Origin of the sequence: Nostoc sp. (genome assembly GCF_036917755.1) — a bacterium.
GTDB lineage: Bacteria > Cyanobacteriota > Cyanobacteriia > Cyanobacteriales > Nostocaceae > Nostoc.
On the sequence record NZ_JBALFC010000143.1, the window covers coordinates 33733 to 54685 of the forward strand.

At 41.9% G+C, this 20953-nt stretch carries 19 protein-coding genes and 1 tRNA gene; 5 read left to right on the forward strand and 15 right to left on the reverse strand.

Features of this window, described 5'->3' with window-relative positions; translation table 11 throughout:
* Window positions 1–114 precede the first annotated feature (114 nt).
* From V7L05_RS30245 to V7L05_RS30255, 3 genes are all read right to left on the reverse strand, one after another.
* Window positions 115–366 carry an AbrB/MazE/SpoVT family DNA-binding domain-containing protein gene (locus V7L05_RS30245; protein WP_335169740.1) on the reverse strand — a complete coding sequence of 84 codons (252 nt, stop codon included), beginning with the start codon at window positions 364–366 and terminating at the stop codon, window positions 115–117.
* 210 nt (window positions 367–576) lie between these two features.
* Window positions 577–750: a plasmid partition protein ParG gene (locus V7L05_RS30250; protein WP_335169742.1), complete on the reverse strand. Its 174-nt coding sequence runs from the start codon at window positions 748–750 to the stop codon at window positions 577–579.
* A 433-nt stretch (window positions 751–1183) separates the two neighbouring features.
* Window positions 1184–2116 carry a glycosyltransferase family 2 protein gene (locus tag V7L05_RS30255; RefSeq protein WP_335169744.1) on the reverse strand — a complete coding sequence of 311 codons (933 nt, stop codon included), beginning with the start codon at window positions 2114–2116 and terminating at the stop codon, window positions 1184–1186.
* A 605-nt stretch (window positions 2117–2721) separates the two neighbouring features.
* Between V7L05_RS30255 and V7L05_RS30260 the strand changes: the two genes are divergently transcribed.
* Entirely contained in the window at window positions 2722–2994 is a 273-nt protein-coding gene (locus V7L05_RS30260) for a hypothetical protein (RefSeq protein WP_335169746.1), read from the forward strand.
* Window positions 2991–3356, forward strand: a complete 366-nt coding sequence (locus tag V7L05_RS30265; protein ID WP_335169748.1) for a clan AA aspartic protease — start codon at window positions 2991–2993, stop codon at window positions 3354–3356. Before V7L05_RS30260 ends, V7L05_RS30265 begins: the two co-directional genes overlap by 4 nt.
* Window positions 3357–3427: 71 nt before the next feature.
* Here V7L05_RS30265 and V7L05_RS30270 read toward each other — a convergent pair.
* Together V7L05_RS30270 and V7L05_RS30275 are read right to left on the reverse strand one after the other, a co-directional pair.
* Window positions 3428–3501, reverse strand: a tRNA-Arg gene (locus V7L05_RS30270).
* Window positions 3502–3534: 33 nt separating this feature from the next.
* Window positions 3535–4632, reverse strand: coding sequence for a tocopherol cyclase family protein (locus V7L05_RS30275; RefSeq protein WP_335169750.1), 1098 nt, complete (start codon window positions 4630–4632; stop codon window positions 3535–3537).
* A 29-nt stretch (window positions 4633–4661) separates the two neighbouring features.
* Between V7L05_RS30275 and V7L05_RS30280 the strand changes: the two genes are divergently transcribed.
* Complete coding sequence (locus tag V7L05_RS30280) at window positions 4662–5267, forward strand: J domain-containing protein (protein ID WP_335169752.1); 606 nt, start codon at window positions 4662–4664, stop codon at window positions 5265–5267.
* A gap of 8 nt (window positions 5268–5275) precedes the next feature.
* Here the strand turns inward: V7L05_RS30280 and V7L05_RS30285 are convergent, their stop codons facing one another.
* The 5 genes from V7L05_RS30285 to V7L05_RS30305 all read right to left on the reverse strand — a co-directional run bounded on the left by V7L05_RS30285 (window position 5276) and on the right by V7L05_RS30305 (window position 13488).
* Window positions 5276–6040 (reverse strand): alpha/beta fold hydrolase, encoded by a 765-nt coding sequence (locus V7L05_RS30285; RefSeq protein ID WP_335169755.1) that lies wholly within the window; start codon window positions 6038–6040, stop codon window positions 5276–5278.
* 173 nt (window positions 6041–6213) lie between these two features.
* Window positions 6214–6828, reverse strand: coding sequence for a hypothetical protein (locus V7L05_RS30290; RefSeq protein WP_335169757.1), 615 nt, complete (start codon window positions 6826–6828; stop codon window positions 6214–6216).
* Window positions 6829–6969: 141 nt separating this feature from the next.
* Window positions 6970–9945, reverse strand: coding sequence for a molecular chaperone (locus V7L05_RS30295; protein WP_335169759.1), 2976 nt, complete (start codon window positions 9943–9945; stop codon window positions 6970–6972).
* A gap of 161 nt (window positions 9946–10106) precedes the next feature.
* Window positions 10107–10904 (reverse strand): Rpn family recombination-promoting nuclease/putative transposase, encoded by a 798-nt coding sequence (locus tag V7L05_RS30300; RefSeq protein ID WP_335169761.1) that lies wholly within the window; start codon window positions 10902–10904, stop codon window positions 10107–10109.
* A gap of 40 nt (window positions 10905–10944) precedes the next feature.
* Window positions 10945–13488 carry a proteasome protein gene (locus V7L05_RS30305; protein WP_335169763.1) on the reverse strand — a complete coding sequence of 848 codons (2544 nt, stop codon included), beginning with the start codon at window positions 13486–13488 and terminating at the stop codon, window positions 10945–10947.
* A gap of 970 nt (window positions 13489–14458) precedes the next feature.
* Between V7L05_RS30305 and V7L05_RS30310 the strand changes: the two genes are divergently transcribed.
* On the forward strand, window positions 14459–15181 hold the full coding sequence (locus V7L05_RS30310; protein WP_335169765.1) for a cyclase family protein: 723 nt from the start codon (window positions 14459–14461) through the stop codon (window positions 15179–15181).
* A 282-nt stretch (window positions 15182–15463) separates the two neighbouring features.
* Window positions 15464–16960 carry an aldehyde dehydrogenase family protein gene (locus V7L05_RS30315; protein ID WP_335169767.1) on the forward strand — a complete coding sequence of 499 codons (1497 nt, stop codon included), beginning with the start codon at window positions 15464–15466 and terminating at the stop codon, window positions 16958–16960.
* 453 nt (window positions 16961–17413) lie between these two features.
* Here the strand turns inward: V7L05_RS30315 and V7L05_RS30320 are convergent, their stop codons facing one another.
* The 5 genes from V7L05_RS30320 to V7L05_RS30340 all read right to left on the reverse strand — a co-directional run bounded on the left by V7L05_RS30320 (window position 17414) and on the right by V7L05_RS30340 (window position 20920).
* The gene (locus tag V7L05_RS30320; protein WP_335169769.1) at window positions 17414–17761 is read right to left on the reverse strand and encodes a hypothetical protein; all 348 of its coding nucleotides are present in this window, start codon (window positions 17759–17761) and stop codon (window positions 17414–17416) included.
* Between the two features lie 3 nt (window positions 17762–17764).
* Entirely contained in the window at window positions 17765–18661 is an 897-nt protein-coding gene (locus tag V7L05_RS30325) for an ROK family protein (RefSeq protein ID WP_335169771.1), read from the reverse strand.
* A gap of 298 nt (window positions 18662–18959) precedes the next feature.
* Complete coding sequence (locus V7L05_RS30330) at window positions 18960–19169, reverse strand: hypothetical protein (protein WP_335169773.1); 210 nt, start codon at window positions 19167–19169, stop codon at window positions 18960–18962.
* Window positions 19170–19269: 100 nt separating this feature from the next.
* Window positions 19270–20166, reverse strand: coding sequence for an ABC transporter permease (locus V7L05_RS30335; RefSeq protein ID WP_334943964.1), 897 nt, complete (start codon window positions 20164–20166; stop codon window positions 19270–19272).
* A gap of 55 nt (window positions 20167–20221) precedes the next feature.
* On the reverse strand, window positions 20222–20920 hold the full coding sequence (locus tag V7L05_RS30340) for a DevA family ABC transporter ATP-binding protein (protein WP_335169776.1): 699 nt from the start codon (window positions 20918–20920) through the stop codon (window positions 20222–20224).
* Between the last annotated feature and the right edge of the window lie 33 nt (window positions 20921–20953).

Here is a 20953-nt window from a genome sequence, read left to right on the forward strand (position 1 = left end):
TAAAATGCAAAACTTCATCCTGTATCTAGCTTCCCTCTCCTTTATAAGGAGAGGGATTGAGGGTGAGGTAAGCCAGGGACATAAATAAGATAACGTTGCTGTCTACCAAGACGGTCATAGATTGTCGTTGCTGCGGGTGAGGGTCATGATTTGTTCAGTGGTGAGGTTTCCAGCAGCGCAACCCCGCATGGTGTCAATCCAGGTTGAAATTTTATCGGCAGGTTGTATTTTCTTGAGATAGAGGCGATCGCCTTCGATTTCAAACGCTAATTCTACGTCGGGAGAAATGTTTAGCACCTCTCGGATTTCAGGAGGGATGGTAATCTGACCGTCAGGTGTAATCCGCATAGTGTGTTTGTTGTTCAAGCGTTCTTATGTCCTCATGTTAATGTTGAAGTGTTTAGCTAATAGCTCCCCTGCATTTCTATTTTCCATATTTCCCACTATTTTAATCATCTTGTGAGACGATTAAAACGCAATGGCTCCGCCAACGCCAGAGGCGATCGCGCTTTGTGTTCTGGTAGGTGATGTCGAAGGGCGAATTACATCTTTTTGAAATTTCATTCAATATTCTTTTCAGGAATTGCCTTTTTGTGCAGCTTGTTTACGTTCCTGTTCTTCGCACCAGGCAGCGATTAACTCTTTAGCAACACTGCTCATATCGGTTTCAGCCTGCACACACAAGGACTTGAAACGGATTTTTAACTCTTTGCCAATAATCAGTTTGACTGTATCTTCGGGTTTTGCCATCTCATTATTCTGACATGGCATGGAGGGAACAGAATCAATATTCCCCCTGTTCCCCTGTTCCCCTGTTCCCCTGTTCCCTTAAGACTGCTATACTCAAAAGCGATCGCTTTCTAAACCCCCATATAGATAGGGTGTTCTGGTAGATGATGCAGAAGAATGATGAAAGGCGATATATATTGAAGAAGAATTCAGAAGTCAGAATTCAGATAATTGGCACAAGCGATGGGCCCACTTTACCCTTTGAGATTTCCCTACAGGATTTATACAACAAAGTGAGGTTTGATCTGGTTGAACCTGAAGCTTGAACCAGTGTAGTCTGTTTGATTTGCTAAAATTCTATCAACTCGATAAACTGAGCAGAAGACAGACAATATTATCAATGTACCTCATAACACCGGGAAGTGCTGTAAAAGCCTTCTGCCCTCTGCCTTCTTCAAGCAGGCCATTTAGTGCTGTAGGCTTTAGCAAATGACTCGGTAATTCCCTTCATTTTAGCTCGGAACGGAATATCTATCAGAATATAAAACAACCATTTTGCAGCTAGAGAAAATTGTCGTTCTTTGATAAATACAAATAGACGATTCGGTGTTTGCAGAACTTGATAATAAGGATGATTATGCCAATTTTTATTCAATTCTACTTTTGTCAGTAGTCGTTTTAGGATCAATATAAACCCAAGAATTAACAAGCCATAGTACTGGAGAATAGATCCATATTTCAACTTTTCATAAAGGTGATTCAAATCTCCACCTAGTCCTCTCCATATTCTGTTTTCAGCAGGCGCCTGGAAATGATCTGCTTTGGCTGTTTTAGCCTTAATAATCTTGAAACCATGCTTTTGTATTCGTCGTGCTAACTCGTGTTCGTCGCAAGCACTGCTTCTAAAATATCGAAGATTTGTATCGAAGCGAAAATGATCAAAGATTTCTCGTCGTAATGACCAGAGGCTACCAGTGCCAAATGTTGTTGTTCCTTTGCCAGAACCACCATGTTCGTAAATACATCCCCAAATAGTCATGACATCTGGGTCTTCTGTGTAGATTTTGATTAATTCGTTAAAGCAATCAGAGAATAGACTTACATCGTCGTCTATCAGGACGATAATCTCACCTTTGGTGTGAGCAACACCGAGATTCCTAGAAAAGCAAGCCCCTTTGTTATGATTATTTCGTAGAATAAGAAGGTTTTTTATATTCTCATTACCAGTCTTGAGAAAGCTTTGTGTATCGTCTGTTGAGGCATCATCAACTATTACTACCTCATAGTTTGGATAGTTGAGTTTAGCGATCGCTGGAAAACTGTATCTACGTAAACTTGAGGCTCTATTATATGTTGCAATTACAATAGATATAAGTGGTTGTTCCATATACTTTAATCTGTATATATTTTCTAATGTATTTCATTGAAATTTCTAAAAATTCAGATTAGAAAATTACTAAAACACTTAATCTATAATAATTTGACTAAATCTATATCTGTTACTGTATAATTACTTAAATTTATAATAAATGAAAAAATAAAATCTAAAATTATTTAGGAAAATACTTAAAAACAGTAATAAGTAATTATCAAACTCCTGTTAATTTTAAATAGCGATCGCCTCTTCCCAACATTATCAAGACTTCGTTGGGTTTAGCTGTCGCTCAACCCAACCTACTACAGAATTTTTAGTTTCTATATACTTCCAATAAATTTCAGTTTTATTTAGTTAATGTGTAGCTAGATTTGAGTAGCTTCGCTATTTCTTTATAATCGAAAATAAAGTGAATACGTATTTGCACGGAATTGTACTCTTAAAGTAAGTATTTATATTTTTTATTATCCTACGTATATTGAGAGCAACACGATTTATTGCTTACCACTAGGCCGTCAGTTTCACTTCTGGCGGCTCCACATTTTCTATTAGCTGCTTCGGGCTTTCGATTTGTTCTAAAATCGAATCAGAAATCGGATACAGAAAAGGTTGATTTTATGCCTTATCCCAACCTCAGCCGCGAAGAAATTGCTCAACATGGGGAAGAACTTTACCAGCAGCGTATCCGTACCCAAGTCGAAACAGCAGATAATATCGGCAAAATCATTGCAATTAATATCACTACAGGTGATTACGAAATCGATGACGATTTCATCGTGGCTTGTCATCGGCTGCAAGCTAAACAGCCAAACGCAATCATTTGGACAGAGCGAATTGGCTATGATGCTGTTTATGCTGTCGGTGGTACGTTGGTCAGGACAGTAAAGTGATACATGGAATTGTTGGGCTTCAAGCAGGTATAAGTATCATTATTTGTCCTCCGGGGCGTGCAGAAGTAGAAATTGAATGTGTTGTCGATACAGGATTTGAAGGGTTTTTAACCTTGCCATCTACGGTAGTCACAGAACTGGATTTGCCTTACGTTGCGCCAATTAAAGCGAACCTTGCGGACAACTCTCGTACAATAACCAACGTTCATCAAGCCACTATTTTATGGAATGGCACAGAACGCGTGATTCCAGTTTTAGCGATGGGTCGTCGTCCCCTCATTGGCACAGCACTTCTGGAAGATTGTCATCTCAGCATCGATTTTTGTGAGGGAGGGACAGTGCTGGTAGATGATATTATGTAATCCAATTAGATCCTAAAAAATAAAATCCCTATGACCTGCTATTAGTCAAGGTCTTAGGGGTTTTGTGATCACGGGACTAGTGCGGCTCGAACGCACGACCTGACGCTTAGGAGGCGTCCGCTCTATCCAACTGAGCTACAGCCCCAAATAGGAAGCATATATAATCATAGCAGGAGTTTTAGCGAGATTGCCAACAATTATCCCAAGAACCCCCGCCTACTTCTAAACCACAAAGAAAACTTTCTGCTTTCAGGATTATTTGAGATTTTCTACCATTTAATTCTCGTAACTCTAAATTTAACTTTCCTTGCATGGTGTCTCGGCAACAGTATCTTAAACCATCCTCTGTAGGCGCACGTAGAGGTGTACCAGGTAAATCGGTGGTTCCTGTCAACTCAATTTCGTAATTTGAATTACGAGCTTTCATTTGCCATCTGCCCCAAGGCTGAATTTCCCAGTCTACTTGTGAATTCCAGGGAACGAACTCATAAAACTTGCCTTGATAGTGCAAGCCAATCATCGCTACAGATTCCATCCACCACAGCACACCGCGCCGTCCACCGCCAGCAGTTAATGCTAAGTCGGGTTCGCCCTCGAAGCAATTACAGTTTATCCAAAACCATTTTTGGGGAAAAGCACCACCCCAATTTTTCTCGCCGTAGGCTGGGGCGTTGGTGAATTCGTAGATTTTGCCATTCCAGTCAATCTTCCCACTGGCTAAACCGTGAGCCATCAAAATTTGCCATCCCGGTTCAAAAATCTGCAAGAATGACAGCCAGCCTGCGGTTGATTGCTGAATGCTATTTTGATTCCCCCAACCGTATACGGGTTGAATTTCATACTCCCAACGGCAATAATTATTGGTGGCGCGATCGCAAATAATTCCCTGATTTAAGGTGGCTGTGGCTTGATATCCCTCTTGAACATGATGCTCAAACTCTGCTGGCAGAAGGTATAGGGGAGAAACTTGCAAATCCGTTTTACCCCAATGACCTAAACCCAAGACATCTCGACTACCCCAAAATTTCTTCACATCAGGAAAAGTACGGCATAAATACCCATCATCGGGGCCGAGGATTTGGGCGGAACCGCCGCTATGGGCTTTACCGCCGATGGGGTCTTCAATGGAGTACATAAAGGCAAATGTTTGCCCAATTTCCGGTAAAGTAACGCGGTAATACCAGCCTTCAAAGAAGCGGCGACTACTATTATCCCAGTGATAACCAGAATGGGGCGTTTGAGTTGAGTGGAGAAGATTTAGGGGAATAGTTAACATAGATTTATATAGTTGCCGATTTTTTCAGTATGCGCGATCGCTTCGATATCAATTATGCTTATGAAATTCTGGGGCTAGAACCTGGTGCATCGCCAGCACAAGTGAAGCGAGCTTACCGTAAACTAGTGAAAATTTGGCATCCCGATCGCTTTCTTGAGCAAAAGCAAAAGCAGGAAGCTGAGGAAAAAATCAAATCAATCAACGCAGCTTACAACAAACTCAAATCTGAAAGTCCATCCGAGCCTCCCACTAGTGAAAATCCATCCTCATCTTCGCCTATAAATCCCCCAAAAATATCTGTCAATCGTTGGGATGCAGAAACTTTCTATACTTTGGGAGTAGAGAATGCTACAAAAGAAAGATATGAGGATGCGATCGCAGATTTTACCCATGCAATTCGTCTCAATCCTCACTATATTGACGCATATAAATATCGTGGGCTAGTTTGCTCTCAACTGGGATACGAATATAGAGCCGCTTCAGATTTAAATAAAGCTGCACAAATCGAACAAGAATTAAGAAGTCCGGGCGCTGCGCGGACATCACGATCACCTAGATATACATCAAAACCTAGACCTTTGGTACAAAGATTTTGTCAGAAGATAAAAAGTTTACTGCGGCTAAATCGGCGTTGAAGATAAGACTACAGCGTGTAGTTTTGCGTAAGTCCTATAGTTAATATTGAAGCAAGAAGGTCAGGACGAGACAGATGCGGGCAATGTCCAGAAGCTAGCTCAATGGCATCGACTCCTAAGCGCTTGCGTGCAGCGTAGCGTGACCATGCAGGAGATATTATTCGGTCATTGGTACAAACAATATATTTACGCTCAACATGCGGCAAAGCTTTTAGAGGATTCGTTTCAAATATATATGCCATAGATTGTTGCGAACGACTTTTCGAGATTGCCCACTGTGCTACATCCGGTTGACAATCATGAAAGAAAAAATCTCTTAATACTGCTTCGTCTGAATAATCTTTTCCTACAGAAGCTGGTTCATACATACCAGGCTCATCGTGGAACTGTTGGAGTTTACTTGGGTCTTTTGGCTGGTAATTGAATGATTTGAGCGTATCAGAATCAAGATGATCAGAAAATTGGTCGAGTGTACTGATTCCCGGATATGGGATCAGCGCCGCCACAAACACTAGTTGACGCACTTTTACCGCTTCTGCAACCAGGGGAATTATAGTACCAGCCATTGAGTGACCGACTAGCACAATATCATCATCAGTTTTTGGCAGCGCTTGAATTACTACATCTGCAAATTGGGACAAAGTAGCAGATGCATTTTCAATTGGCAAATCCATTGCTACGGTTTTGTGACCCTGTGTTTCTAAGTAGGGAATGAGCAAATCCCAACACCAAGTGGCTTGGAAGGCACCATGAACTAGACAAAAAAGACTCATATCAATTGAATAGTGGTAATGGTGGACGAGTTTCCTGACTTCTCTTATTTTTCAACAAATTTTAAACCTTGACCAGATAAGTTAAACCAGCACTCTGACTTTTACTGTTTATGATTACACCATCTTTTAAAAACAGCCGCACCCTTATCGATTGCCTGTTGGCTGCTATATATTCAAACAGCAGTTAAAACAGGCTGAAAAGGTTGCAATAAAATACCCAAAATTTTATCAACTTCTTTAATATAGTACTCAGTCGAATCTATATAAACAGTCGTTTGTTCTAAAAATAAAAACTTCCAGTTAGTTCCAGTAGTAACCGATCCATAAATCCGCCCAACTTCATTACCTTGATTTTGATTGAATAACTGCGCCGCAATCATTGCCGCTACACATTGACCAAGACCGCCAATAATATCTTCTTTTTTCGCCTCAAAAATAAACATTACCGGAGCAGAAATAAATAATTGCTCTTGAGAATTGCTGATAATGTAATCGCAGAAACCTTGCAAGCTTTGAGCCGGATCAACATTAAATTCATTCCCAGAAAATAGGGAAATTTTATTATTTAATAATCGTCTGACCTCTGCTAGTATTGGTGCAATTAAAAACTCTGACCTAGCTTTTTCGGTTGCGATCGCAGTTGCTAAAGGAATGTAATCTATTAAAATCGTTCTGAGGGTTTCTGATGGTATAACAGGTTTTGTATCAGCAAATAGATTACGAGTTTCATCGAGTGTTAAGTCAAAACTATTTTTCACCTTAGCAAGACTAAAATCGCTGTATGCCATCTTTCCACCTTGTGATTATCGAAACAGAATTCAGGAGTCAGAATTCAGAATGAATTCTGTAGAACAATGGGACATTGCAGGCACTTTTGCGTGAGGCTATCATCACTCCAGTTAATTACGAATTACGAATTACGAATTATTTTAATGTATGCCGCAAAATGGATCACGTTCTTTATCAACTTCATTAGGTTGCAACTCTAATTCAGCAAGATAAACGCATCCCTCTTCTTTGAGGCATTCTTGACTTTTTGATGTCCAGTAAGGTACTTCACCTGCGTGCATCCGCAGAATACCTTGATCGTCGAGAGTCACACGATATTGGCAAGGGTAATCTGTGGTTACATCTGGTTTACTGAGTGCGCCAATTCGTATCCATTTTTTACTGTTGGTTTCCACGTCTGTTTGATAAACATAGAAAGTGTGCTGGCCAGTTTGCGGAAAGGGAGGTAAGGGATTACTAATTAACCCGGTTCCTGGTTGCGTCACGCCATCGCGCAAATAGTGAAATTTTTGAAACGTTTTACTACCATCATTTCCTACTTCAAATACAAGATGATAGGCATCTGGTTGATCGACAGTTGCTGACTCAATAACATTGACGGCAATATCACCATCATTCAAGTCTTTATTGAAGCGTTCTACAGCAATATTCCAGTTCAATTTACCATCAGCAAATAACTCTGATGTTTCTGAAACTACCGCTCCCAAATCAATGCCAGGAATGTCAATCAAATAATGGGGATTGCCTTGACAAAGCAATACGCTAAACTCAAGAGTTTGGTCAATTTCAAATTGGACTTTGATTTTTTTGAGAAACTCTGCCTCTTCTATCCCCAGTTTTTTCATCAGGTTTTTGCCGTCAAAGCTTCCCCAAAGTCGTAAATCTCCGTCCTCGTAGTCTTGACGATAGATAATATTAGTTAATTGTATACCTTGCCAGTGAGTACGAACTTTGGCGACAGTTTCCCCAGGTGCGAGTTGATACAGTTCTTGTCCAGCCTTGAATATAGTCAGCAAATCGTTGCTTTGGGTTTTGCGTTTGAAGTTGCAAGGCAAATAATAAAATAGGTTTTTGACATCAATTTCTAGCTGGTTGGCTCCCTTGCGCAGTAAGCTTTTAGACTCTTCTGGATCGAATCTTAATCTTCGCAGTTTCTCGGCATAACAAGCACCGGCGGAGGTCGCTAGCTTGGTAAATTCCAACACAAAGGTAATTCGTTCTGGATTCCAGACAAAATATGGAGACTTACTAAATTCCTGATAGATTTGGCGCTGTACTATATCTAAATTACAAGTTTTACCAGACAGAATTAACCAATCAACTTTTTGAGAATTCCAAGAATCTTTAGTGAGATCATCGGGACGCAAACGACTTTCCATCAATCCTTTGGCAATACCGATCGCTTCTTTAATTCCCGAAGCGGCGGCTCGTTCAAATTGCTGGTTATCTAAGCTGACGCAGATGCTATTTGGATCTTTGACTTGCAATTTAACGGCGCTTTGGGTGAGCAGTTCGGAAATTTGTTGCTCAGAAAGTGTGAAGGTTAATAGAGAATTCTCTGCTGGTGGCTTTTGTCCAAGTTTCAGTTTAGCTGCTTCTGCATGATCCCAGAGAAGATAAAAAGATTGCAGCCGTTGGGGTGCTTGTTGCCAACGGGTGGGCAATACTTTCTCAGCAGTATCTAGGGCATCTTTGTAAGCAACATCGCCTTCGGGATTTTCCTTATCGAGACATTTCAAAAGACTGCCACTTTTGAATTTGCCTTGTTCTAAAAAGCGATCGTTTAACTCAGAGCTAATTAAATCTTCTAGCTTTTCGCTTTCGATATCACCTGTTGTTACTGCTGTCAATAAAAAGTCGGCGATCGCAACTTTTAATAATCTAAAAATTCGCAGTGTAATTAACTCACCGCCTAGCTGTAAATGACCAGATGATCCTAATAGTTTGGGGGTAAGTTTGTAGTAACGTCCTCCTAAACCTCGGTCTTCATAATCGGCAAAAGCTGGGGTTTTATCTTCTAAAGTTAGTTCAATTAAAGCTAAGTCTGTAGTTCCGCCGCCAATATCTAAGACGAGAACATTTTGTGACCATTTATTTCCTGCTTGGCGACAACGGGTTTTGAATGACTCAATGCCAATGTTGAGATTACCACCAAATTCTCGCCATAAAAAGAATATCGCCACAGAAACAGCTTCATCATAAGCAGTTTGCACATCATCGATTCCCAACTGCTCAACTAATTCCTTAACTTCCTTACGAACAACTGGTGGGGCGACAGTTGGGTAAGTGACAACTGCTGTTAAAAAATTCCCTTCTGAAAATCTGCGTCGTGCGCGTTGGCGGTAGTCTTCAGTTAACTCGATTAAATGCGCCCAAGCAGATTGAATCAGTTGATTTGCAGTAATTGTTTCTTCTTCACCATCCAAAATAACTGAAAACGATCGCTCCTGACCAAAATAGCGTTTGGGTGAATGGTGAAACCTGCTGATAATTTCCTTTAAAGAACCGCTTGTACCTTGAGCGATCGCTTTTTTTCTGTTATCTCTAGCTTCTCTACCCATCCGCAGTTTTAAGTCCCCTAACTGCGAAATTTCCGACTCACTAGGAATTTCCGTGTCGCGGCGATCGATATCCAACACAACTGGGATCAGATTTTGCGACTCTAGGGTAGGAACGCGGAACACTTCATGATAGATTTGGTAAAGTTTTTTGCTGACAGCACGGCGGAACCTCTCGCTGTTTCCTAAAGAAAGTTCAATTTGGCGAATTGCTTCTAAAAATCGCTCTTTATTATCACTTTCAAAAACCTCACTTAAGTTTTCTGGTTCTATCTCCAGGTTTTTGCTAATTTCGGCGATAAACTTTTGCCAATCATCAGCGCTGACATCTGGTAAAGCTACAGAAGCGGGAGAACTTAGCCATTGTGATAAGCGATCGCGCAACCGAATTTCTTGTTCTTTGGGTAAAATTTCGGCGATCGGGACTTCAATCGGATCGAAGAGTGTAACTGTCGAATTCGATGTACCAAAATCTAAAGCAAACCATCCGGGAAATCTTTTTTGTTGTTTCTCGCTTGGTTCTTGCTCAGTATAGTTGTTCAATTGGAAAGGGTTCATTATAGTATTAAATGATTCTGTTGATCACTGACTTTTTTATCTAGCGCGATCGCGGCAGTTAAGCTGTTACTTATACAACTCGTATTATCAGGGTGGGCATCTTGCCCACCCCACAACCATGTTGAAAAAATATTAGTGCAAATTAAAGGCGCAACAGCTTACTAAGTTGATGTTGAAGATTCTTGCTCGCTTGCAAGTCTTACTTGTTCGATGGTTAAATTAAGTAATTGGGCAACATCTTCCATCGACATACCACGAGCTAAGAACTGAGATACAAGTTCAAGTTTTAGTTCTTCTCGTCCTTCTTGTTTAGCTTCTTGATAAACCCTAGTTTCTTCTAACTTAACTCCTAACATTGCCTCTACCTCTTCACGACTTAAGTTTGCAAATTTATAAACAGCGATCGTTGTGATTACATCTATTATGTCCTTTTTAGCTAAGACGTTTATCTGTTCTTGTTGCACCCGATCAATTAAACGTTTCGCTTGCACCACCATTTGAGTTTCTGAGGCAATAGTCAACTGCATCAAACTGATACCTACTTTTTGTTCATCAGGACTACCTAACTCATCCAAATAAATCCGTTGTACTTGGGAACTGTTCAGTAACGATCTGTGAATAGTGGTTTTTTCCGGTTCCAAGCTGCGAGACTGTAAAATAATTACTCCGAACCAGTCATCGTAAAGCGACGGATTGCGATACATATACAGCATGGATTCTGAGAAAAGGCGATGATACAGTAACTCATCCTTTTGGAATTGCACCTCAGCAAAAAAGATCATCTGAGATGTTGCATCAGGTGGAGGTAAAAATACCCCATCAATCCGAAATGTTGGTTCTTTAACTTCAACTGATTCAAAACGATAGCTACTAGCTTCGGCTGGTGGCTGTTCTACTAACTCGAAAAACAATCCTGGAACACGCTTGAAAATTGTATAAAAAATCGCATCACGTCTCACAAATAAATCCTCATATCCGTACCCGATCCCCGATCGCTGCTTATCTCAAATCATCTGAGTCAGAAATCGCGGCAATTTCTGAAAGAATCTGCAACCAAGTAGGAATTGCGATCTCAGATGGCAATTCTCCAGCCGCCAAATATCTCAGCAAAGTTTCTTTTTTTGAAAGGTTTTGCAAACTAGGAATAATTTGATCCAAAATGCCTTCTAGTTCCGAATTAATTCGCTGATTAACTTCGCTGACATACTGCACAAGATGGAGGCTAGCGCTAGCAGTAATTTCATCTCGCAGCCGCAGGACAAAAAGTTGGTGGTTGCTCGTTCTGGGTAAACCTTGGCTTTTCTCTGGTGCCCAGTCAAAGATTTGACCAACGTTGTGTTTATCGTCTCGACGCGCTAGAGGAAAGATGATTTCGGGTGCAACGGTTTTGTCTTTACTACTAATTTCGGAGATGATTGCTTCTTTCCATTCGTTAGGATCGCACCCTAGTAATAATTTGTAAAAGAGATCAGCATCTTCAAAACCAAATTTTTCTTCGATTTGTTGCTCCATTTCTGGGTGAAAAAATGGCTGCAATTGTTCGCGTTCTGGAGCTACATAATTTGATAATTGGTTTAACAAATCTACCACTGCTTGATGGATGCGATCGCGGGCAAAATCTTCTACTTCTTTAACGGTTTTTTCAAATACTGGATAAAAATCATCACTCTTAGTTGGAAGGGAACTATTTACACGGTTTCCTCGGTCAAATAATTTCCCGGCTGCACCTTTAGATTCTGCCAGAGCAATCGCTCCATTGTTCGCTTTGTTGAAGAGTAAAGTCCACTGGTTCCAATTGAGGATTCTAAAGGTAAGTTCGTCTTTCACTACATCGCTGACAACAACACCGCGCCGATCTTTGAGTGGTTCTTTTCCTATATCTTTTTGAAAATTCCTGTAGATTTTATCCAAGCTTTCGACCACAAAACGCAATTCCATAAAAGCGGGACTATCGCCTGTGGGGATGCCTTGCTCGTGAATTTCATCTATGATATCTTTCAAGTGATCTTGTTGCTGACTGACCACATCAGCAGCTCTTTTAGTATCTTCATGCAGTTGCTTCAGACCATGAGTAGCTACATGGGTTTGAATCAATTCCCGTAGCTTACCAAGTCCCCCATCTTGAGCAAAGTAACCTAGCTGTCTGCCTAAATAACTGCGGGGATCAGATTCTAGCAGCCCTTCACTTAATAGCTGCCATTTCTCTTGTAGCCGTTTAGACCGATCTAAGTAATCAGGATAGTCTAAATTAGCCAAAAACTCTGGTGAGCCGGCTTTCACTGTACTAGAACGTTTCGCTAATTCAGCCAATCCCAACAGTGGCGATAGTAAAACGATGCGGTCTTTTTGGGTTGTAAACGCTTCTGCACCGTCAATGGTAGTTTGCAGAACTTTGAGTTTTTGGAAAACTGTTTCTTCCTGTAAATGTGGGCTACCTTCAATCAGTTGGTCAAGTTCTCTTTCCCCACCCTCATTGTCTAAGGGTAATTGATCAAAGCGACCCACACCGACGAGAATTAAATCTTTCAGGTCTTGTCCCGGTCGCTGCTGCTGCATCATCGTAAAGATTTTGTTGGCGCGATCGCTCCCCGGAGATTTACCATTTAGCAATACCAAAATTGTCTGTACTTCTGCCAATTCCCGCAGTGACAAAAAGGTATCTCTAGCCCCCGAATTAGCAGCCCCCAATCCGGGAAAATCGATCAGAATAAATTTAGCTGCGCCAGTAAAATCCCAAATTTCCCGTGATATTTTCACATCGATATCTACGCGGCGAATGAGTGGGAAACTGTTTTGCAATAACTTTGTTGGTAGCCTCTGGGGTGGACTCGGTAATCGGATATGCGCTGGAGGTAAATCTTCAAATTTCAGAGTTTGGATTGCCATTGGCTGCTCGACTAGCTGTAGCCCCTCACGGGCGGTAATAGCATCAATCTGATAGCGCCCACCACACATAACTTCCCCATAGGCTTGATAAGCCCGCAGGAATAATACCAACTCCCGGAGTAAATAACGTAGCTCTAAATTGTTACTACTATTCCATGCTTCCTCACACCAGCTAATAATATCTTTACCAGAGTTGAGTTTCGATACTGGTATAGGAGGAAGTCCGGCTGCTGCTGTTCGTTTATTGGCTTCCCCTAGCATGAAGCGTAGACACTCATGTACACCTTCATGAGAAAGATACTTCACCGTAAAATTACTTAATTGAGTCGTGGCAAACTCCTCTTGCGGGATGATATGTATGGCGGTAACATTACCTGTAGTGGGGTTTTCACTGACTGGCAAAGCATCTGCATATCCAATCAGACTGCCTAAAAGTAAAGTTTTCCCACTACTAAATTCCCCCATTACCCCAATTTTCACAGGCGAAGTTGCCAGGTCTACAGTTTTCTGGGCAGCTGACCGCAGACGCAGGAGACAGTCATCAAGACTAGCTGGAACCCAATCTTCTTGTTTAGAAGGGGACTGGGGTACAGAATCTATCTTTCTAAGGATGAATTCGCCGTACTCCTTAAAACGGCCCAGTTTATCTGGTTCCATAGAGTAGTTTCCGCCTAACATGAATTTCTGTGAGCTTTATAACATATAAAATACGATTGCCAGCCATTCTTGCAACGTGTTGATATCACATTTAGCATTTCTCTCATTTAATTTGCGATTTTGCTATAGCAATCCTAAATCATTCGTGAGATTTGTGAATTCTGTTTTTGTTTTCTGGCAGTTCCTCATAATTCAGATTTCTCACAACTCAGATAGGATTGCTATATAAGGCGTTTTGAATGGTCAAGCCAATTTTGAAAAGTTGGGTTTTGTTGGGAACATTGAATAAGAATATATTCGTCATAATTCCGGGTTCAGAATGGATAAAGTGGGGTTTTATACCACCAATAGACTGGAGATTGCTGAGTAGAGATGTGTATATCAAACCCTTTTATACCCCTGATTTTAAGCAAGCTAGATCCATCAGCCGAACTCTAATTCATCCTGAATTCTTATTGATAAAAAATCAATATTTATTTGGTATGAAATTCTTGATTATTGTGAATTTATGATAAAGACTTCAGCGCCTCACAGATAATCAGATATTTTTCGTGAACCTAAATCAGGTTTTTGAGTAATGCAATTACATAGCTAGGATGAATTTATCGGTGATTTGAAGAAAAAACAAAGTCAAACAACTTCTCTGATAGATGCGGAGTTTAAATTTTACCAAAAATGCTGAAGTTAATCTTAATCAGAACTTCAGCATTTTTTCAATTTATTTACAGTAAAAGAGGTATTATTGCACATATAAAAATCATTAGGTTTAAAGGATTATATTTGACTCATTCAATAAATGCTTGTTTCAATCGATTAAAAAACGTTGTAATCGTAGTACTATCTTTGCGTAGGCGTAGCCCAACCCAGGTCTTACCCTGAGCCTGAGCCGTTCGCGGAGCGTCTCGTAGAGAAGGGCATCGCACCTTTGAAAAAAATCCCTGAGTACAAATAAATAAAATAGAAGGCTGGGATGATACAACCCCAAAGTCAAAATAGTATCACCTACACACGCGTTATCCACCTAAGTCATGTAATTGACATAGGTATTCCCCAATGGCCTGGAGATCCCCCAGTAGAATTTGAAACTGTGGCTGAACTAAATAATGATGGCTATTATCTACGACGTTTTTCCTTGGGTGAACATAGCGCTACCCATATCAACGCCCCTAACAGTTTTCATAGTTATGCTATGGGAATTGACCAATACCCAGCCCAATCTTTGGTTGTACCTGCAGTGGTCATAGATATTCGCCCAGCCACAGAGGTTAATCCTGATTATGCCCTGACTATTGCTGATGTTCTGGCTTGGGAAGAAGAATACGGTGAAATTTCTGGTGGCTGCGTAGTTATACTGAATACTGGTTGGCAAAAAAAGTGGTTTGATAAAAGTGCATTCCTCAATCATGATGCTCAAGGAATTGCCCACTTTCCTGGGTTTGGCAGCGATGCGACTCAATTTTTACTGGATGAGCGGCAAATCGCTGGAGTAGGAATTGATACTCATGGCGTAGACCCTGGACAGGATAACAGTTTTGCGATTAACCGCCTAGTGTTGGAAAAACCGCGCATTGTGTTGGAAAATCTCACCAATTTGGATCAACTACCACCTAAAGGTACTACTTTAGCGATCGCACCTCTAAGATTACGTGGTGGTTCTGGTTCTCCTGTGGGGGTCTTGGCGTTCGTGCCTTAATTTTTATATTTCTATCTCACCCAATTTCATCAACTTGAGGATAACCTAGAAAGCAAGCAAACTTATACCAATTCTGTATGAAGATGCGCTAAACCATATTTAAGTACAAGAAAGAAAAACGAACCGCGTTCGCGTAGCGTCTCCCCTTGGGAGAAGGACGCGAAGGACGCGAAGGAAGGAAGAAAGGAAGAAAGAAAGAAGTTAAAAGGGTTTGGCGCAGGCTCACAAAGAAATGGTATTAATACACAAGTTTCAGTGGATCATCAGCCGGGGATTTTCAAGATGACAACTCCGCTATCTTGCCGCAATTATATAGACGGTCAATGGTTGAGTGCTGTAGAGGAAGCAACCCTAGAAAGTCGCAACCCTGCTGACAAAACCGAAGTGGTTGCCACATTTCCCCGTTCTCAAGCCAATGATGTAGATACAGCAGTAGCCGCCGCCCGTAAAGCCTACCGCAGTTGGCGCAAAGTCCCAGCCCCAGCTAGGGCAGAATACATCTTTCGCGTTGGGGAAATATTACTCCAGCATAAAGAAGAACTTGCTCAGTTAATCAGTCGGGAAATGGGTAAACCTCTGACAGAAGCCAGGGGAGATGTCCAAGAAGGTATCGACTGCGCCTTTTATAGTGCTGGCGAAGGGCGGCGACTATTTGGGCAAACCACACCGTCGGAAATGTCCAATAAATTCGCCATGACTGTGCGGATGCCCATAGGAGTTTGTGCCTTAATTACTCCCTGGAATTTCCCAGTGGCAATTCCTTGCTGGAAAGCTATGCCAGCCTTGGTATGTGGCAATACAGTCATCCTCAAACCTGCCGAAGATACCTCCGCCTGTGCAACTAAATTGATTGAAATTTTCCAACAAGCAGGTTTACCAGCAGGAGTAATTAACTTGGTGCATGGTGTGGGAGAAGAGGCGGGGAAAGCTTTAGTTGAGCATCCCAATGTAGATTTAGTATCGTTTACTGGTTCTTCAGAAACGGGTGCCTTTGTCGGCGCTACTTGCGGACGCACTCACAAGCGTGTCTGTCTGGAAATGGGTGGTAAAAATGCCCAAGTGGTGATGGAAGATGCGGATTTAGAACTTGCTCTCGATGGTGCAGTGTGGGGAGCATTTGGGACAACTGGGCAACGGTGTACGGCTACTAGTCGGCTGATTTTGCATCGTGAGATTAAAGAAAAATTTACCACCATGCTTTATGAGCGTACTATTAAGTTACGTTTGGGTGCTGGCACTGACCCGAATACAGATATTGGCCCGATAGTCAATGAAAAGCAACTCCAACAGGTGAGCAACTATTTGAATATCGCTCGTGAGGAAGGAGCAAAGGTTTTAATTGGTGGAGAAATTGCCAGTGAAGGCTTATTGAAAAACGGTTATTTCTTTCAACCAACTATTTTGGATGATGTAACTCCTGATATGCGCGTCGCCCGTGAAGAGATATTTGGGCCAGTGGTGGTATTAATTGAGGTTAGTTCTTTTGAGGAAGCGATCGCAATTCTCAACGATAGCAATTATGGTCTTTCTTCTTCAGTTTACACCCGCGATATCAATCGGGCTTTTACTGCGATGCGTGACATCGAAGCAGGTATCACCTATATTAATGGCCCGACTATTGGCGCAGAGGTACATTTGCCCTTTGGTGGTGTGAAACAAACCGGTAACGGACACCGCGAAGCTGGAACTACTGCTTTGGATGTTTTCACAGAATGGAAAAGTGTCTATGTTGACTTTTCTGGAAGTTTGCAACGCGCTCAGATAGATAACCGCAGTTAATTACAGCAGAATTCAGAATTCAGAATTCAGAATTCAGAAGTAAAACAGGGTTTATACCTAAATTTACTGCTTTTAGATTCGATGACAAGTACCCAAAAACGTTTTTGAATAACAAGAACATCAATGTTTCCTTTAACGGATCGCGGAAGTCCCCATTTTCAAGGTATTCCTAAGATGGGGATTGTGAGCGGGGTATGAGGATTACATCTGGAATTGATTTAAAACATAAGTAAAAACAAATTCTGGATGGATAACGAATCCCCAATTTTTCTGGTAAGCTAATGGGTGTCTTGACCACCAATGCCGTAAGCGAAAGCCAAGCTAATAGGTAAGTGTCGCAAGAGAAAGATTTGGGTCTTGGGAACCAGGACTCCTGCCCTTGGAGGGAATGTCAGACCAAAAAAAACTACAGAGTTTTTGAGGCTATTCCCGATGAATTGGGAAGCTCAGACTTCAGCCGTAGGCAAGTCTGAGTAGTTCACCGATAAAGCTCTCGTCTTCAGCAGAAATCTCAACAGAAGTCTCGGTTTCAATCTCAAAAGGAGGTTGATAAAACCCAGCTAAATCGAGTAAAGGAGACAGCACTACCATCTTTACCGCCTCTTCTGACATCAGACGGTGCTTATTCAAGTTTAAATAGTTGCTTTTGACTCGCCCGATCGCTTGCTTTTCACTATCAGTCAGAGTTGGTAAATCTTCTGTCCATTCTGTAAAAAAGTTGGTGTCTGTGGCAAGTTGCAAACCAAATTTTTCTTCTAATTCGTAAAGACTGATATCTCTAGCTGGGATTATTTGAACCATAAGCTAAAATCCTGAATAGTGTTGCCATGCCAACTTTGCTGCACCCACTATCCCAGCAAAATTGCCTAACTCTGCTGGCAATATTTGTAACCCTACCCGTGATAAAGGCTGCACTCGCTTCTCAATTTCTGCCTTCACTGCTGGTAAGAAAAACTCAAAGCTGCCACTTATACCGCCACCAATCACGATCGCTTGCGGTGTGAGTACATAAATCAAACTCGTCAAACCAATTCCCAAATTCTTACCATATTCTTGCCAAAAAGTCAATGCTGCTGGATCTCCTTGTTGGGCAAGAAAACCCAATTCGGCGGGTTCCTTGAGAGTGCGGCGGCGAATTGCAGTAGCACAGGCGTATTGTTCCAAAGAGCCTTGATTGCCACTATTACAAATTGGGCCATCGGGGTTCAATGAAATTAAACCCAATTCCCCGGCTGCGCCTTGATGTCCAACAAATAGTTTGCCATCGAGGATAATTGCGCCACCAACCCCAGTTCCTAAAGTTAGCAGAATGAGATTTTGAAAGTGGCGACCGGCTCCCAGCCAAGCTTCTCCCAAAAGAGCGCAATTAGCATCGTTAGCGATCGCAGTCGGCTTACCAGTTTTGGTTTCTAACCAGTCTGCTAAAGGCACATCGCGCCATCCAGGTAAGTTAATGGCGATTTTGGCAATGCGTGCTGTTGCATCGGCTGGGCCAGGAGTACCAACACCAATAGCAACAGCTTGATTATCTGGATCAATTTGAGCGATCGCATCTATGATCACCGCCAGCACCGCCGTTGGTGTTGTCGGTTGGGGAGCTGCCACAGTCAAAGATTGCAGACAAATACCATCATCTGTAAAACGCCCCAGCTTAATCGCTGTTCCCCCCACATCAATGCCAATTACTTGATAACTGACCACATTAAAATCCTCACAGCAAGCCGCAAACTTTCGACTTTAACAAGCATCGTAATACAGCTTTGCACAAGTTCGTAGTCAATAAAATAGCCACCTAGCAAACCTCTGCACCTCTGGAGCGTTTAAATTTCATCCCTGAATTCGCCACAATTTTCCGCAAATCTGTACTTATGTCCCTGGCTTACCTCACCCTCAATCCCTCTCCGATATATTGGAGAGGGAAGCTAGATACAGGATCAAGTTTTGTATTTTATTTAATTTACGTTCCTTAGCGTCTTGGCGGGAAAAAATTCTCAATTTTCTATTCTATTGAGTGCGAGTGGTTTTCATCGCCGATTTTAAGAGGCGCGGCTTTCAACTCCGATCTCTCTAAATTAGCAACAGTCGTGGTGCGGGAACTCGATTGCTCGTGCCAAGCTGTAATTGGCGCACCTCGTAAGATGCCAGCAAGGGCAACAGAAAGGATAAATCCGCCAGTAGCGGCAGCAATTAACGTTAGGTTATCTTTCATCCAAATCTCTCTATTGTTATTTGTGATTTGTCATTTGTCCAAAACCAATGACCAATGACCAATGACTAATGACCAATGACCAATGACCAATGACAATTGACTACTTTCGGATTCTATTTTCTCTCCGTAATCGGGGATTGACAAATTCATTTAACCCCTCACCAAGTAGTGATAACCCTACTACCATAAATGTCATCGTTAAACCAGGGAAAAGCGTAGTCCACCAAATGCCAGTAGGTAGAGCTTCTAAAGCTTGTTTTAAATCATGTCCCCATTCTGGCACTTCTTCGGGAAGTCCTAGCCCCAAAAAGCCCAAACCGCCTAACACCAAAATCGCATCAGCAGCGTTGAGCGTAAATAGGACGGGTACGCTTTGAATGACGTTGAAAAACAGATAACGAGAAAGCACAACCCAAGTAGAAGCGCCCATTGCTTGAGCCGCTTCGATGAACACTTCAGTTTTCACGCTCACGGTGTGGTTGCGAACAACGCGATAATATTGGGGGATGTAAGCAATGCTAATCGCGATCGCTGCATTTAATATCCCCCGTCCCACTACAAACGCCAGCGTCACAGACAGCAGTAGCCCCGGTAGAGTGTAGATGCTATCCATAATAAACAGCAACACTTTATCCAATTTACCGCCGAGATAACCACTCAGCATCCCCAAAGGCACACCGATAATCATACTCAGCGATGTTGCCAAAATCACCACCAGCAAAGCAGCTTGAGCGCCGAACAATGTCCGGGAGAACACATCATAACCCAGGCGACTAGTACCATACCAATGTTTAGCTGAGGGTGGCTCGTGAATTGGATTAGAGAGAAAATCTTTCGGGTTTTGCAGCCATCCCCAAGCCTGGAATACGGGAGCGAAGAATGCCAGGAAGATGAAAAATAGGGTAATGGCTAACCCGATGAGCATGAGTTTTTGGGAAAGATTGGAAGTTTTGCCAAACTGTAAAAATGTCGGCAGCCGCCGTTTTGTAATGGCCATAAAGCGATCGCTTGGATCAAGCAAGATACGCTGACCATTTTACAATTGAAATCTCCTAACTAGCTGCAACAACAGCACGGTCATGTATTAACTTGCCATCTTCCATGTAGACGATGCGATCGGCAATATCGAGAATCCGATTGTCATGAGTAACCAAGAGAATGGTACAATCCTGTTCTTTAGCTAGTTTTTGCATCAGGTTAACTACATCTCGGCCAGATTTACTGTCAAGGGCGGCAGTGGGTTCATCCGCTAAGACAATTTTAGGATGACCAACTAAAGCACGAGCGATCGCAACTCTTTGTTTTTGTCCCCCAGATAAATCATCAGGATAATAATTCAGGCGATTCCCTAATCCTACTTCCTCTAACATTTGGGCTGACCGAGTTTTCATTTCTGCCGGCGAAATATTATTATGCACTTCCAAACCCATTCTGACGTTCTGGAGTACTGTCAGGCTACCGTGCAAGTTGTGCGCTTGGAAAATATAACCGTTATTGCGTCGTGCTTGGGTAAGTTTTGCGGTGTTAGCGCCACACAGTTCTTGTCCCAATATCTGCAAACTGCCAGATTGGGCAGAACGCAAGCCGCCTGATAAGGTGAGAAGTGTAGTTTTACCAGAACCAGAAGGCCCAGTCATAATAATAATTTCCCCGGCGTTAATATCCAGGTTGATATCAAAGAGAACTTGCTTACGAAGTTGACCATGACCAAAGTAATGGTCAAGATTTTTAACAGAGATGACGGGAAACATACCAATTTTAGATTTTAGATTTTAGATTTTAGA